Genomic DNA, 15824 nt, shown 5'->3' with positions numbered 1-15824 from the left:
CGTGCCGATCAGCCTCGTTAGTTCAGCCAGTCTCCTGAAGCCAGACACCGCCCCGGTCTCCTCCCGGCAAACGCCTGCAAAATCTGCCTCCTGCACCGCCCGACGCAGTGTAGAATCGACGAGAATTTACCCATCCCACGGGAGAGAAAACGAATGGCAGAGGTCACCATTCAATTCGACGCGCAGCCCGGTACCGACATGGACGCGCTCGCACAAAAACTCCACGCAGAACTCGCCGGCCTCCCCTCGGTCGACACCGTTCAAGCCGAAGTCATGGATAGCCGCGATGCCACCGCCATCGCCACCACCATCATGGCCTGCATCGTCATGGCGCCCAAAATCATCGACGACGCCACCCGCATCGTCAACGCTCTCAAAAGCCTCGTGCAGGCATCCGACGGCCTCCGCTCCGCCATCGTCGAGGTCCGCGGCCGCCACATCCCCGTCGACAAGCTTCAGCCTTCTGATCTATCCGCTCCGAACGCCGCACACTGAGTTGCAACCAAGACGGCTGAGGATTTCCCATGGATTCTTCTGCCCAGCTCGCGTTTCTCTCCTACACCGACAGCGAAGGCGCCCATACCTTCCCGCTGCGCACCCCCACCGTCTCCATCGGCCGACAGACCGACCAGGACCTGCGCCTGCGGGACGGCTACGTCTCTCGGCGCCACGCCCTCATCCGCCTCGCCGGCTCCGCATACGAAGTCGTCGATCAGAACAGCTCGCTCGGCACCTTCGTGAACGGTGCGCGCGTCTCCCGCGCCGGCCTCCGCCCCGGCGACATCATCCAGCTCGGCTCGCCCAGCGCCATCAAGCTCCGCTTCAACACCGGCACTCCCGCACCGCAGCAGCGTGAACCCTCACTCGCTGAAGACCTCCTCGGCGCTCTCTCCCGCATATCGTTGGAAGGCAAGAACGAGCCCGCACCCGCCGGCGAACCCGGCCGCGAACTCGCCCAGCTCAATTTCCTCCTCTCTGCCGCCCGCAAGCTCAACTCCGGCCCCGCCCGTACCGACATCCTGCACGCCCTCCTGCAGCTCTCCATTCAGCTCACCGGCGTCGAACGCGGATTCGTCTTCCTCCGCGACGACACGCGGCCTGAACAGGGAGACGCCATGCGGCTCGCCCTCGGCCTTCGCTCCGACGGCACTCCCCTGCTCGACGACACCGGCATCTCGCACCGCGCCATCCACAGCGCCCTCCACGGTTCCTCCCGCTTCTACGTCAGCGATACCCGCGCCGACGCCGCGCGCTCTGAAAGCGTCATCGTCAACTTCATCCGCAGCATCTTCTGCATCCCCCTCCGCAAACGCTCTTCCGCAGCGCACCCCGGCACCCTCCTCGGCCTTCTCTATCTCGATAGCCAGGCCGACGCCGCCCGCCTCAACTCCATCGACCACGAACTGCTCGAAACCATCGCCAACGAAGCCGCCACCCTGCTTGAAAACGCTCTCCTCGCAGAACGAGAGATGCGCGCCCGCCAGACCGCCGAAGAGCTCGCCATCGCCGCGCGCATCCACGCCGGCCTCATGTCCGTCGATCTTCCCCAGGCGCCCTATGCCGCCCTTGAAGCCCGCGCCGTGCCCTGCAGCGAGATCGGCGGCGACTTCTACGACGCCGTCCTCCTCCCCGACGCCCTCGGCATCGTCATCGCCGACGTCTCCGGCAAAGGCATCCCCGCTTCCATCGTCGCCGCCACCCTGCAAGGCATCATCCACGCCCAGTTCCTCGCCAACCAGCCGCTCACCGCCATCGCCGCCGTCCTCAACCGCTTCCTCTGCACCCGCAGCGTCGGCAAATACGCGACCGCCGTGCTCATGAAGCTCCACCCCGGCGGTGAGCTCGAGTGGGTCAACTGCGGCCACATTCAGCCGCTCCTCGTCTCCAACGGCTCCGTCACCTCCCTCCTCGAATCCAACCTCATGGTCGGCCTCATCGCCGAAGCCACCTACACCGCCGCCAGCACCCGCCTCCAACCCGGCGACTCCATCCTCCTCGCTACCGATGGCATCCTTGAAGCTGAAAACGCCCGCGAAGAACAGTTCGGCACCGATCGCTTCCACGCCTGCGCCGCCTCCGCCAACATCCACGAGATTCTCCAACTCGTGAAAAACTTCCATGACCCCCACCCCGCCCAGGACGACTGCACCCTCCTCCACCTCCGCTACCTCGCCCACTAACCCCCAAAAACGCCTGTCATCCAAAAACCCTTGTCATCCAGAAACGCTTGTCATCCTGAAACGCTTGTCATCCAAATACGCTTGTCATCCTGAACGAAGTGAAGGACCCGCTTCTAGCCACCCCCACAAACCCGGTTGCCGGGTGCCCCATCCTGTCGCCTTTTTTCTGGCGACAGGTTGGGAAACCCACGAACCGCCCGTCATCCTGACCCGGCCGACTCGCGTGCCACGAGTTGCACCGTGGAATGAACCCAGAATGAGCCCGGAGATCGCGACCGCCAAGGCACAGTCCCGGAGTGACGGCAGGCCATTAGCCCAGGACAAAGTCCTGGGTACGCAGCCCAACACAATCTTCGGAGCCCCGTAGGGGCGGCGGAAAACTCAACCAACCAAACTGTTCGTGAGGAGCCGCAGGCAAGTCCGCATAATCCACCACCACCCCGGCACCCCACCCCTCGCCGCGTCCTTGTCTTTGCGACTAGCGTGGGAAACCCCACCCGCGCCCGACTCGCGTGCTACGAGTTGCACCGTGGAATGAACCCAGAATGAGCCCGGAGATCGCGACCGCCAAGGCACAGTCCCGGAGGGACGGCAGGCCATTAGCCCAGGACAAAGTCCTGGGTACGCAGCCCAACACAATCTTCGGAGCCCCGTAGGGGCGGCGGAAAACTCAACCAACCAGACTGTTCGTGAGGAGCCACAGGCAAAGTCCGCATAATCCGCCCCCCCTCGCCGCGTCGTTGTTTTGCGGCCAGGGCCGGATAACCCCGAAAAACCCTGTCAAGCCCCCCAACTTGAAGAAAACCCCCTCAACCCGCTGAAAACAAAGCAGAAAATAATTCCGAAAACCGTGTCAAAGTACCCATCGAATTTGCTAGCCTTGAAGTAGATCAGCAAAACACCAGCCCGCCGGCGCCCCCGGCGGCTTTTTCTTGCCCGAGAGGATCCCAACTCATGTCCATCCCGCTCTACAACTCAGCCACGGAAGCCGCCACCCCCCACCCCCCTCCCCATCACGCCATCGCCGCTGTCCAGCGCTGCCGGGCAGCCTTCTCGCAGGGCGCCGCAAACGGCGGTAAGAATCGCACCCTGGCCGACCAGGCCTACCGGGAAGCCATGCCCGACTTCACCGACCGGGCCTCCCTTCAGGACTTCATCTGCTGCGTCATCCGCGGCATGAATCTCCGCGTCTTCGGCCAAAAAGAAGGCTCGCGTCTCATCACAGGAGCACGCCACGCCCTCAGCGCCCTCCCTCCCGAATCCGTTCTGAGCTCAGAGGAGTAACCAGACGATTACCTGGTGGTCCCCTTTTTTCCTGCCCGCATGCATATACATTTTATGCAGTTAAATTATTCATAAAAATAGGCTTAGTAGTAAGACAAGACCCCCTCGAAACTTTCGCCCTGAACCCGAACAAAAAGCATAGATAAGGCGAAACCACCCACCAGGCAGGGGCCGGCGCCGTGTGTACGAAAACGTAACTCCCACCCCCCCCACCCACCCTGCCCTCGTTCCTCCCTGGGCCAAACCGGGCGGAAGCGACTGAACCCCACCCTCAACCGGGATGGCGGCGAAGCCGCGCTTGGCCCCACCGCAGGTGGTGACGGCGCTCACTGCCAATCGTGGTGAGGTTTGGGATAAAAGGGGTGGAGACTCCTGGCGCAATCCGCCCCAACCTCCCCGAACGCACGCACCAGAAAGAGAGCCGCCATGGCCGTTGCCGCCTTCGCCCCCGGTGTCCTCGACTTCCAGTCCTGCTGGGCCGACCTCGAACTCCCCGCCCACGTCCATCAAGTTCTCTCCGCCGCTCCGCTGGTCCAGACCCCCGAGACGCGCACCCAACTCCTCGATTGGGCCCTCGGCCGCACCTCCGGCGAAACCGATTGGACGCTCGGCAACCGCGACGACCACGGCGTCTATGAAGCCGTCTTTCAAACCCCCGGCCTTGGCCGCATCGCGGAAGCCGTCATCACCAAGGCCCGCAACGGCCTCGCCATCAACTTCCCGGATCCCGCCATGCGCCGCCGCGACCCTGACGCCATGGTCATCGGCGACAGCCTCCCCACAGACAAGCCCACCTACACCGAGCGCTTCGGCGAACCCTTCGACCAGACCCGCCAGCAGACGCTCGACTGGCTCAAAACCCAGGAACTCGTCGCCATGCCCTTTTACGCCGGCGAGGACAAGCTCGGTTACGGCTCGCTGCTCATCGTTCCCCGCCAGGCCGCCTTCTTCGCCGCTGCCTTAGCCGACCTCCAGGGCATGATCCCCCGCAGCCAGGTCCCCACGCATTTCCGCATTACCGGCGGCGTCCTCTTCGTCGCCCCACCCTTCCGCCACACCCACTTCGCCGGCCGCCAGGTCGTCGTTCATGACCGCGCCGCCACCCATCAGGAGGTCTTCGCCTACAACCTCTATCCCGGCCCCAGCGCCAAGAAGGGCGTTTACTCCATGCTCCTCGACATCGGCGAGCGCGAAGGCTGGACCACCAACCACTGCGCCGCTGTCGCCGTCATCACCCCCTACGAAAACCAGCTCATCCTCATGCATGAAGGCGCCTCCGGCGGCGGCAAATCCGAGATGACCGAACCCGTCCATCGCATGGAAGACGGCCGCCTCCTCATCGGCCGCAACGTCCTCACCAAAGAGGAGCGCACCCTCAACCTCCCCGAGGCCTGCCACCTCCGCCCCATCGCCGACGACATGGCCTGCGCCCATCCCAGCTACCAGGGCCGCTCCGGCCGCCTCACCATTGCCGATGCCGAAAACGCCTGGTTCGTCCGCGTCGATCACATTCACGCCTACGGCACCGCCCCCAACCTCGAGCGCCTCTGCATCGATCCCCCCGAGCCCCTCGTCTTCCTCAACCACTACATCGTCCCCGGCGGCACCTGCCTCACCTGGGAGCACGTCGAAGACGCTCCCGGAAAGGTTTGCCCCAACCCCCGCGTCATCCTTCCCCGCCGCATGATCACCGACATCGCCGCCGGCCCGCGCAACGTCGATGTCCGCTCCTTCGGCGTCCGCTGCCCGGCCACCCACAAAGACGCGCGCCTCTACGGCATCCTCGGCCTCATGCACGTGCTCTCGCCGGCGCTCGCCTGGCTCTGGCGCCTGGTCGCGCCGCGCGGCCATGCCAACCCCAGCATCCAGGCCAGCAAGTCAAAGGAAATGCAATCCGAAGGAGTCGGCTCCTATTGGGCATTCGCCACCGGTCGCCGCGTCGACCAGGCCAACCTGCTCCTCCGCCAGATCATCGACACACCCGAAACTCGCCACGTCCTCATCCCCAACCAGCACATTGGCGCCTGGAAAGTCGGCTTCATGGCGGAGTGGATCGCCCGGGAATACCTCGCCCGCCGCGGCTCGGCCAAGTTCGGCCGCGAGCAGGTGGACGAAGCTCCCTGCGCCCTCCTCGGCTACATCCCCAGCCAGCTCAAAGTGGAAGGCTCCATCATCCCGCGCGTCTTCTTCCGCGTTGAAGAGCAGATTCAGGGCGGCCCCGATGTCTACCAAGAAGGTGCCCGCCAGTGGCGCGAGTTCTTCGCTAAAGAACTCCAGCAGTTCCTCGTCCCCCACCTCGATCCCCTGGGCCGCACCATCATCGAAGCCTGCCTCGACAACGCGACGAACGACGACTACCGCCGCCTCATCCCACACCCCATGTTCCGCGACGAAGACCACTAGAGCGGAGTTGGCGGGTCAGCAAGTTAGCGGGTCAGCGACTCTGCCTTTCCGCCTCACGCCGCCCAGGCCGCACTCTTACCCCGATGGCGTCTAATCAACGTACGTCATGAAACACCTCGCCCTCTTCGCTTTCCTTCTCCTGGCGACCCCCGCCCACGCCACCACCGTCCCACCCCAACCCATCGTCCGCACCTACGACGTAAGCCTCATGCTCGACGGCCTTCACGCCAACCCGCAAATCGCCGTCATGCAGGGCAATCACCTCGACGTCTCCAACCGCGCCGAAGAATCCCTCCCCGCCTCCGTAGAAGCGAGCGGCATCTCCGTCCCCCTCACCTGGCAGCACAAGCCCGAACTCGACGAGCATCACTACCCCGACCTCGCCGTCCTCGTCTACGAATCCGCCCAACCCCGCCTCCGCCTTCGCTGGGCGTGGCGCGCGCCCGCTAGCCACGGCCCCATTGAGCACACAATCACCGTCGAGAACCTCGGCAACCAGGAGATATGGCTTCCCCTCATCGACTCCCTCCGCCTCGACATCCGTGTACACCCCGGCGACGACCCCCGCGCCTTCTACGTCGAAAAAGGCGCAGACAAACCTTCTCCGCAGGGCACTCACCTCGACACCATCGCCGACAGCTACAACTGGACCGGCACATCTTCCACCTACGCACATCCAGGCCCCGGCGAACCCCGCGAAATCATCCCTGCCGTCCTCGTCTTCAACAACGCACAACCCCAGCAAGGCTGGTACGCCGGCATCGAATTCAGCGGCCGCACCCGCATCTCCGTTGAACGTCACGCCAACCGCATCACCGCGGTCCTCGGCCTGAATCCGGTCCCCGGCCCCTTCCGCACCCGCCTGACTCCCGGCGGCAGCTTTGAAACCCCGACCGTCTTCTTCGGCGCCTTCTCGGGCGGGCCTGACGGCGCTGCCAATCAGCTCCGCCCCTGGATCCGCGCCGCCCTCGGCAACCCCCTCACCTGGAAAGATCCTCACTATCCTTACGTGGTCAACAACAGTTGGGGCAGCGGCATGGCCGTCGACGAGCCCCTCGCCCTTCGCATGATCACCGAATCCAAAGAGCTCGGTGTCGAAATGTTCCACATCGACGCCGGCTGGTTCCGCGGCGTCGGCGACTGGTACCCCGACCCCAACAAATTCCCGCGCGGGCTCGCCCCCATCGCCGACGAAGCCCACCGCCAGGGCCTCCGCTTCGGCATCTGGGTCGACTGGACGCAGGCCGGCATCAGCCCGGAACATGACGCGCTCAACGTCCGCGACCCCAAAGTCGCCGACTGGATCGTCAGCGATCTCCCGCCCAACTGGAAGCCAGAAGAGTTCAAAGGTGAGACCGTCGACCTCGGCGTTCCCGCCGCCCACGACCATCTACTGAAAGAGGTCAACCGCCTCATCGACGACAACCACCTCGACATGCTCGAGCAGGACGGCTACCTCGTCGCGCAGGGCTGCATCCGACGCGATCACCCACACGCCCCTCCCAACCAGAGCACCATCAGGATCACCCACGACTCCGGCTTCGACTTTGTCGATGCCGATAACTCCACCGACGTCAGCTACCACGCCACCCGCGCCTACTACGACATCTACGCCCGCACCCGCGCCCGCCACCCCGGCCTTCTCTTCGAGATCTGCAACGACGGCGGCCGCATGATCGACTTCGGCTCCGCCGCCCACGGCGACTACTTCTCCATGACCGACTCCTACGACCCGCTCTCCAACCGCCGCGCCTTCTACGACACCAGCTACATGCTCCCCACCGCCATGCTTGAAAGCTACGTGGAAAAATGGCCCACTCCCTGGCCCGAAAACTTCCTCTACATGCTGCGCAGCGGCATGATGGGCTGGCTCACCCTCATGCTCGACACCTCCGCCTGGACACCCGAGCAGCATCAGTCCGCGAAAGACGCCATCGCCCTTTACAAGGAGAAACTCCGCCCCCTCATCCGTGACGCCCAGCTCTTCCACATCTCGCCTCGCCCGGATGGTATGCACTGGGACGCTCTCGAATACTGGAACCCCGCCCGCAAGCAGGGTGTCGTCTACGCCTTCCGCGGCTCAGCCCCCGGCGAGCCGCAACACGCCTTCCCGCTCGCGGGCCTCGACCCCGCCCAAACCTACACCCTGCACTTCCAGGACGGCACCTCGCCCGACCGACCCGCCACAGGCCGCGAACTCCTGCAAGGCCTCACCCTCACCCTCGCCCAGCCCCTCAGCTCCGAACTGGTGTTCCTCACAGGCGCGCCGCCGCCTCGCTGAAACATCCCCGTGCCCTTTCCTGGCGACTTCTTTCTGTCGACAGGATGGGGAGACCACGAACCTCACTCGGCCTCTGCCCGTTCCACCACAAATCGCCGGCTTCTTTCTGTAGACAGAGTGAAACGGCGAATCCACCACTTTTCCTCGGCCACGACTCTCCGCACCACTGGCGTGTGACTTCCATCACTGCCACACACGTCTCTCTTCCGCGAAACTAGAACCGTTCAAGTGACCTGGAACACCTAAGCGAGACGGAGGACCCGCAACCCCATGAGCAACCTCGAATCCCGCGCCACCCGCGCCGGCCTTATCTTCGCCGCCTGCCTCATCGCTTCCCTCGTCCTTGCCACCCTCGCAGGCTCCGCCTCCCCGCTGCGCTAAACGCCCTTCCGCATTCTCCCCTGAGTAGTCCAAAACAGGGAGGGCCGGAGCTTTCGCTCCGGCCCTCCCTCGTTCCTCTTTCCCTCTGTCCTTTTTCCCTGACTTTTACCCCTGGATATCGAACTGCTCCGGATGCAGCGTGGCATCGCTCTTCACCAGGATGCTCTTGCCCGTCAGGTCTTCGAAGTCCGTCAACCAGCGTGCATTGTTGGCCTTCAGCACCTTCACCGTCTCAGGGTGGACGCGCACCAGCACATCGGGATTCTCGAAGTGCCGCCGCATCTTCCGCAGCTCAATGTAGATCTCGTTAGCCACCGTGGCCGGGCTCTTCACCATGCCGGTTGCCTGGCAGGTGGGGCACGGCACGCTCAGCGTCCGCTCCAGTGACTGCTTCACGCGCTTACGCGTAATCGCCACCAGTCCGAAATCGTTGAATTGAAGCACCTTGGTCGGCGCCCGATCCTGCTTCAGCGCCTCTTCGAGCGCCGCCATTACCTTGAAGCGGTTCTTGCGCTCGTCCATGTCGATGAAGTCGATGATGATGATGCCGCCCAGGTCGCGCAGCCGGATCTGCCGCACAATCTCCGGAATCGCATCCAGGTTCGTCTTGACGATGGTGTCTTCAAGCCGCGCCGTCTTGCCCACGTACTTGCCGGTGTTGATATCGATTGCCACCAGCGCCTCGGTCTGGTTGATCACAATCGATCCACCCGACTTCAGCCATACCTTGGACCGCAGTGCCTTCGAGATTTCATCCTGAATCCCGAAGTGATCAAACAGCGGCGTCTCCTTGGTGTAGAGCTTCACCCTGCGCACCATGTTGGGCGCAAAGCGATTCAGGAAGCGCACAATCCGCTCGTAGTCGTCCTGCGAATCCACCCAGATGGCCGAGAAGTTCTCGCTTACCTGGTCACGCAGGATCCGCTCGATCAGCGACAAATCGTGGTAGATCAGCGCAGGCGACTTGGATTTCTCAGAGCGATCCTTGATCTCGTCCCACAGGTGAATCAGGAACCGCAGGTCGGCGCGGAGTTCTTCCTCGCTCGCACCCTCAGCCGCGGTGCGCACAATGAAGCCGCCGCCCGTCTCGCCACGCTCACTGATTAGAATCCGCTTCAGGCGCTGACGCTCGTCGTCCGACGCGATCTTGCGGCTCACGCCAACGTGAGAAACCGTGGGCATGAACACCAGGAACCGGCCCGGCAGCGCTATGTGGCTCGTGATCCGCGCACCCTTCTTGGCAATGGGCTCCTTGGCGATCTGTACCAGAATCTCCTGACCCGGCTTCAGCAGATCGCTGATGATCGGCAGATCCGAGGTCTGCGCCGAACGGCGCGATGGCCCGCCGCGACGATTGCCGCCGGCGCCACGCTGCTGCTGACCGCGACGCCCCCGTCCGCCTCGATCACGGCGTTCGCGGTTCGGTGCGGGAGCACCTTCGGTCGCTACCGGCTCCTCGCCGCCCTCTTCTTCTTCGTCTTCATCGTCAATTTCAGCGTCCTCATCCGCTTCGGCAACCGCCTTGTCGTCGAACCGGAGTTGTATCTTGTGATCGAGGTGGGCCTCCTGCAACATCTCGCCCAGGTCTCCCGAGCGGATCGAGGTGTGGTGCTTCTCTTCTTCTTCGTAGTCCTCGAGATCGCCCTCTTCGTGCCGGTGATGGGAATGGCCGGGAGCGTCGAACTCCTCTTCCTCGATCGTCTCCTCCTCGACCAGGCCCTGCCCCGGCGCAAAGGTCGAAGCCGCTGTCGCCCGGCTCACGGACTCATGCTCGGTCGCCGCAGGCACACGTACGGCAGGGGGATACTCCGAGGCATCATCCTTCTTCTTCTTCCCACCGAGTCCAAACAGCCGGAACTCGCTCGGCGGCAGCGGATCCACATGATGCGAAGCGCTGCGGTCGTCCTCTTCCGCTTCGCCGTGTGCCGCGCCTTCCGCCGACGCGTCAACATGCCCTTCGTGCTCGGGCTGCTCGGCAGCCGCGGTGCGCGCTTCTTCTTCATTGACCGTCGCGCCGTGTTGCGCGTGCGACTCATGCTCGTGGCCCTGGTGCCCCCGCGACTCCGTGAAGAACGGATCGGCGAAGGGATCGGTTTCGGCCGCCGGAGCAGTCTCCGCAACCGGAGCAGCATCGGCCGCTTCGACCTCCGCCGGCGCGCCCGGAAGGTCCTCGATGGGCTGATCTTCCCCAACCAGTTCTTCTTCGACAAGCTCTTCAGCCTGGAGCGGCTGCTCCTCCGCCACGAACTCCTCTTCCTCTAGTTCTTCGACGCGCAGTGGCTGCTCTTCCGGCGTCACATAGGCCGACTCCATCATCTCGTCGCCAGACGCCGTCTCCTCCTGATATTCGAACCTGCTTCCCGCGTCGGAAAACACGCCCTGCGGCTCCGCATCCACCTGGCTCGCCGGTACCTCCGCCGCACGACTCCGATGCCGCGCCAGCGACTCGCCCGGCAACAGTCCGCTGCCATCCCAATGTAGCGGCGACTCCACCATCGTGGATGGCTTCGACGTCGACGACGGCCGCGCCCGCGCCGCGGGTTTCTGAGCCGTGGCCGCAGGCTGTACGCCGTACTTCGACAGCGACTCGCCCGGCAACACAAATGCCGGCGCTTCTGCCCGGCTCCCCGACAAAGGCTTTTCCTGCGATGCGGGCTGTCTTACCGAGACGGGCTGCCCGACCCTTCCTTGCGGCGCGGCCGGTGCCGCCGCTTCGCGCTCGTAATAGGAGTGCCGCTCACCCGATCCCTGCAGCTCACCGGTCACATCCAGTTCGGGAGCCGCCTGCGGATCGAGGTAGGTCTCTGCCGCAGCCTCAGTCTCCACCGGATCGGAGCCCGGCTGCGCGCCGCCGCGGCCGCCGCGCCGACGACGCCGTCCACGCCACCGCTTGCCGCCACCTTCCAGACCTTCTTCTTCCTGTTCTGCATGAACCGGCTCGGGAGGAAGCTGCACGGCCGTTTCTACGGGCTGCACTTCAATTGGCGCTTCCGGCGCCGGCCGCCGGTCGCCGCCTTGCTCACGGTCACGCCCGCGATCACGATCACGGCCGCCACGCTCCTGCCGCCCATCCCGTCGGCCACCGCGCTCGCCACCGCGCTCGCCACCTCGTTCGGCGCCGCGTTCGCCACCTCGTTCGGCGCCGCGTTCGCCGCCCTCGCGGTCCCGCTCGCCACCCTGGCGAACCTCGCGCGGTGCCTGGCTGCCGCCCGAGGCCGCCGCCCGTTCAATCTCGTCGCTCTCTTCCTGGTCTTCAAGCTCCAGAAAGTCTGTGACATACAGGAACGCGTCCCGCTCCAGTCCCAGATCTACAAACGCCGACTGCATGCCGGGGAGCACACGCGTCACGCGCCCGTTGTAAATGGAACCCGCCAGGGTGTATTCGTTTTCGCGTTCGTAATAAATTTCAGCGAGCTGGTCGTCTTCCAGAATCGCGAGCCGCGTCTCATGCGGCGTAGAGGAGATACAAATCTCTTTTGCCATCTTGCCTTTCCGCCCGGCGAAAATCGGCCGGGTCATACGGCAGGCCCAAGAGGGAAGTCGCGAATCCGGTAGGCAGGGGAATGGCAGGATGACCTGGAGACTCTGGAGCACCCGGAGACGTAAGCTGGCGGGCTAGATGCCGGCCAAGCTGGCGTACACGCGCCCCTGGGGGCGGCGGGGATCCAGGGAGTTCAACCTCAACCTGAGGCTGAACGCGATGTCTATGTGGCTGATCCTTTTGCAGAAATTTTGTGGCCAACCTGCTCCACGCCAACACAATCATTGACATGAACGGGGCCGTTACACTGACTGCAAACGCCCAGACGTGCCACGCTACCTGAGAGGGGTCATTGTTAGCCCTGCCTCTCGCGCGCTCCGGGGCACCTTGCCTGCAGCCAACCCGTTTCTGCGTGCTCATGAACCCAATCCTGCCGGGCCCGCGGTCCCTTTGGAACCTGGCCGGCCAAGTGATTGAAAACTCTTTCCTTGCGGCGCACCGTGCGCCGCTCTTTGGAACAAACCGTTTGATGCTGGCTAGTTCACGAACCGGCGCATGCGCACGTTATTCGCCACGCCCAGCGCCAGGAAGGTGAACAGTACCGAAGATCCGCCGTAACTCAATAACGGTAAAGGGATTCCGGTGACCGGCATAAAGCCTATGACCATGCCCACGTTGACCATGATCTGGAAGGTCAGCGCAGCCACAATCCCCATAATAATCAGAGATCCGGCAAGGTCGGCGGCTGTTTGAGCGTTTTGAATCAAACGCATCAATACAAGGAAGTATAGCAGCAGCACGAATATCGCGCCCACGAACCCATGTTCCTCGCAAAACGCCGCGAAGATAAAGTCCGCGTGCGGGATGGGAATGAACGCGCCCTGCGTCTGCGTCCCCTTCTCCGCGCCTTTGCCCCAGATGCCGCCCGCACCCACCGCGATTTTGGCTTGGAGCACCTGGTATCCGGCGCCGCGCGGATCATTGTCAGGGTTGATGAAGCCAGTCAGCCTCGCTTTCTGATAGGGCTTCAGTAGCTTGCCGCTGCTCCATCCGCCCATCACCAGCACCATGGCCGCAGTCACCAGGATCGCCGCCTGCTTCCAGTCGATCCCGCCCAGAAACAAGCCGATCACCAACACCGGCACGTAGGTCAGCGTCGTGCCCAGATCCGGCTGCTTCAGGATCAAGAGCAGCGGCACGCCCACCAGCCCAAAGGCTTTGAATATCTCCTTCCAGGTCAGCGACCTGCCTCCCAGGTTGGCGAAGTACCGCGCCACCATCAGGATCATCACCAGCTTCATCCACTCCGAGGGCTGAAAAAGGATGGGCCCCAGCTTGATCCAGCGCCGGGCGCCGAGAGCCTTATGTCCGATGCCGGGGACCAGCACCGCCGCCAGGGCCAATGCGAAGAACCCGTAGAACCACGGCACAATGTCGATCAGCTTGTGGTAGTCGATGCGTGAAAACAAAAACATCGCAAACAGGCCGCCCACCACCCACGCTACCTGCTTCTTGTCGAAACCAATGTACTTGGTGTGCAAGGTTGCGGAGTGAATCTCCATCACCGAGATCCCGCAGAGAAGCAGCACAATCAGCAGCAGTCCCCAGTCAAAATCGCGAAAGCTCAAGATGCGGCGCATTAGCGAAGCCCTTCTTTCCAGCGCAGTGGGACCGCGTCCAACAACGCCTCAAGGCTCACGGGCTTCATTGCCACCTGCTGTGCCGATGTTGCCGTATCCACGAAGAAATGCCCGCTGTGAAGCTGCTCGGCTACCCGCTTGGGATCGGCTCCGTCCGGAGTCGTCCACACCGCGCCTACTTCCACCGGCTTCACCGGTTCGCTCGCCTTCTGCAGCAGGTTGTTGGAGCGCTTACGCTCCTTATTTACATACGTGGTCACAATCGCCTGGGCAATGTGCGCCGAATTTGCGCCCCAGTCGCCGTGCTCCTGCAGCACCACCACGGCCAGTTCGGGATTGCGCCGCGGCACCATGCCCACGAACCAGGAGTTCGGCGTGCGGGCACCGCCTTTCACGTGTGTATCGCCGCCGCCCACCACCTGCGCCGTGCCCGTCTTGCCGGCAAAGTCCACGCCTTCAATATGGCTGGCTGCCGCCGTGCCGGTGGTGGTCGCCGCCGCCATGCCCTCTGTCACCGTCATCCAGGTACCAGGATCAAGGTTCACGGTCTTCTCGCCCGACCCGGGGAAGCTGTCGATGATCGCGTGCTGGAAATCCTCCGGCACCTGGCCGGCTATAACCGTGTGCGGCCGCACAAAGTGTCCATCGGAAGCGATCCCGCTCAGCGCCCGCAAAAGTTGCAGCGGCGTCACCTGCGTCTCGCCCTGCCCAATACCCACTGAGATCGTGTTGCCGGCATAGTACTTCTGGTGATAGTTCTTCCACTCCCACTGCGTCGACGGCATCACTCCCGACATCTCGTTGGGCAAATCGATCCCTGTTTTCTGGCTCAGGCCGAACGAGGTCGCGTACCTGGAAATCGTGTCGATTCCCAGCCTCTGCGCCAGCGCATAGAAAAACGTATCGCACGATAGAGGAATCGCCTGCTGAATCGCCAGCACGCCGTGATGTTTGTCGCAATGGAAGAAGCGTCCGTAGAATGTGCCGCCACCCGCGCAGTTCACGCGCATATCCTGTGCCACGCCCTCCTGCAGTCCGGCGGCGGACATGATGATCTTGAACGTCGATCCCGGCGCCAATTGATCCTGGATGGCCTTGTTCATCAGGGGGTGCCGCGGATCGGTAATGAGCTTGTTCCATTCGTTCCGCGTGATCCGCACCGCAAAAGCATTCGGGTCGTAGCTGGGGTGCGACACCAGCGCCAGAATGTCGCCATTGCGCGGATCCATCACCACCACCGCGCCGTTGTTTTCGCCCAGCGCAATCTCCGCCTCGCGTTGCAAATCAAGGTCGATCGTCAGCTTCAGGTCCTGGCCAGGCTTGGCGTGCTGCGTCCCCAGCACCCCCATCTCGCGCCCATGGCTGTCGACGATCACATCCTTCGACCCATCCTCGCCGCGCAGAACCTGGTCGTAGGTCTCCTCAATGCCCGCCTTCCCCACCACATCTCCCGGCTGATAAGCGGCATAGCGAGGATTGTTGTTCAGATCGTCTTCGCTCACCTCGCCCACATACCCGATCAGGTGCGCCGCGAACCCGTCCCGCGGATAGAGCCGCCGCTCCTCCTCAATCGTCTCCAGCTCCGGCAGCTCGTTCCTGTGCGCCTCAATAAAGGCCTGCTCGTCGGCGGTGATGTCCTGCTTGATGGGAATGGGCTGGTACCCCGCCGCACTGCGGAAGCGCTTCAGTGTCGCCTGCAACTGGTCAAGATCGAGGTGCAAGCCCTGTGCAATGATCGGCAGGTCGGCGTCCACGTTCTTGTTTTGCTCGCGCACCAGGAAGCACGTCACCGACGGGTAGTTATCAACGATCAGCCGCCCTTCACGATCGAAGAGTTTGCCTCGCGGCGCCAGGATGGGCACCTTGCGAATGCGGTTCTGCTCCGCCAGCTCGCGGAAGTTGGTCGCGCCCAGCACCTGCAGACGCCACAGGCCGGCGCCCAACGCCAACATCAGAAGCAGAATGCCGTACTGCACCGCCGCCGATTTCAGGGAGGAGAGCTTTTCGCCGCGATTACTGCGCTCGGAATACATGCGTTTCTCTATATACGATACAGCGAATCCAACTCGCACTCGCGACTTGCGCCACTCACAGTTGCACAGTCTGGATCAGGAGAAGTACTTGTTAGACGCACCCGTTCGGGATCGGCTTCACCTCTCGCCGCTTTCAGGCAA

8 protein-coding genes are annotated in these 15824 nt (G+C 63.4%); 5 read left to right on the top strand and 3 right to left on the bottom strand.

Going from position 1 to position 15824, the window contains the following annotated elements; genetic code table 11:
• The first annotated feature begins 153 nt into the window (after positions 1–153).
• The 5 genes from VGL22_RS09670 (at position 154) to VGL22_RS09650 (ending at position 8148) form a co-directional block, all read left to right on the top strand.
• Complete coding sequence (locus VGL22_RS09670) at positions 154–495, top strand: hypothetical protein (protein WP_465266705.1); 342 nt, start codon at positions 154–156, stop codon at positions 493–495.
• 29 nt (positions 496–524) lie between these two features.
• Positions 525–2180, top strand: a complete 1656-nt coding sequence (locus VGL22_RS09665; RefSeq protein ID WP_465266704.1) for a SpoIIE family protein phosphatase — start codon at positions 525–527, stop codon at positions 2178–2180.
• A 954-nt stretch (positions 2181–3134) separates the two neighbouring features.
• On the top strand, positions 3135–3464 hold the full coding sequence (locus tag VGL22_RS09660) for a hypothetical protein (RefSeq protein ID WP_465266703.1): 330 nt from the start codon (positions 3135–3137) through the stop codon (positions 3462–3464).
• 426 nt (positions 3465–3890) lie between these two features.
• Entirely contained in the window at positions 3891–5867 is a 1977-nt protein-coding gene (locus tag VGL22_RS09655; protein ID WP_465266702.1) for a DUF4914 family protein, read from the top strand.
• Between the two features lie 106 nt (positions 5868–5973).
• On the top strand, positions 5974–8148 hold the full coding sequence (locus tag VGL22_RS09650; RefSeq protein WP_465266701.1) for an alpha-galactosidase: 2175 nt from the start codon (positions 5974–5976) through the stop codon (positions 8146–8148).
• Between the two features lie 486 nt (positions 8149–8634).
• Here the strand turns inward: VGL22_RS09650 and VGL22_RS09645 are convergent, their stop codons facing one another.
• From VGL22_RS09645 to mrdA, 3 genes are all read right to left on the bottom strand, one after another.
• Complete coding sequence (locus tag VGL22_RS09645; protein ID WP_465266700.1) at positions 8635–12012, bottom strand: Rne/Rng family ribonuclease; 3378 nt, start codon at positions 12010–12012, stop codon at positions 8635–8637.
• 534 nt (positions 12013–12546) lie between these two features.
• Complete coding sequence (rodA, locus tag VGL22_RS09640; RefSeq protein WP_465266699.1) at positions 12547–13650, bottom strand: rod shape-determining protein RodA; 1104 nt, start codon at positions 13648–13650, stop codon at positions 12547–12549.
• Complete coding sequence (gene mrdA / locus VGL22_RS09635; RefSeq protein WP_465266698.1) at positions 13650–15683, bottom strand: penicillin-binding protein 2; 2034 nt, start codon at positions 15681–15683, stop codon at positions 13650–13652. Before mrdA ends, rodA begins: the two co-directional genes overlap by 1 nt.
• Positions 15684–15824: the final 141 nt, after the last annotated feature.

Source organism: Occallatibacter sp. (assembly GCF_036502485.1).
Classification (GTDB): Bacteria; Acidobacteriota; Terriglobia; order Terriglobales; family Acidobacteriaceae; genus Telmatobacter.
This window is presented reverse-complemented; position numbering and strand designations above follow the sequence as displayed.

Coding starts and splice junctions, on each gene's coding strand:
- VGL22_RS09670 (WP_465266705.1), top strand. CDS start 154: ATGGCAGAGGTCACCATTCAATTCGACGCGCAGCCCGGTACCGACATG.
- VGL22_RS09665 (WP_465266704.1), top strand. CDS start 525: ATGGATTCTTCTGCCCAGCTCGCGTTTCTCTCCTACACCGACAGCGAA.
- VGL22_RS09660 (WP_465266703.1), top strand. CDS start 3,135: ATGTCCATCCCGCTCTACAACTCAGCCACGGAAGCCGCCACCCCCCAC.
- VGL22_RS09655 (WP_465266702.1), top strand. CDS start 3,891: ATGGCCGTTGCCGCCTTCGCCCCCGGTGTCCTCGACTTCCAGTCCTGC.
- VGL22_RS09650 (WP_465266701.1), top strand. CDS start 5,974: ATGAAACACCTCGCCCTCTTCGCTTTCCTTCTCCTGGCGACCCCCGCC.
- VGL22_RS09645 (WP_465266700.1), bottom strand. CDS start 12,012: ATGGCAAAAGAGATTTGTATCTCCTCTACGCCGCATGAGACGCGGCTC.
- rodA (WP_465266699.1), bottom strand. CDS start 13,650: ATGCGCCGCATCTTGAGCTTTCGCGATTTTGACTGGGGACTGCTGCTG.
- mrdA (WP_465266698.1), bottom strand. CDS start 15,683: ATGTATTCCGAGCGCAGTAATCGCGGCGAAAAGCTCTCCTCCCTGAAA.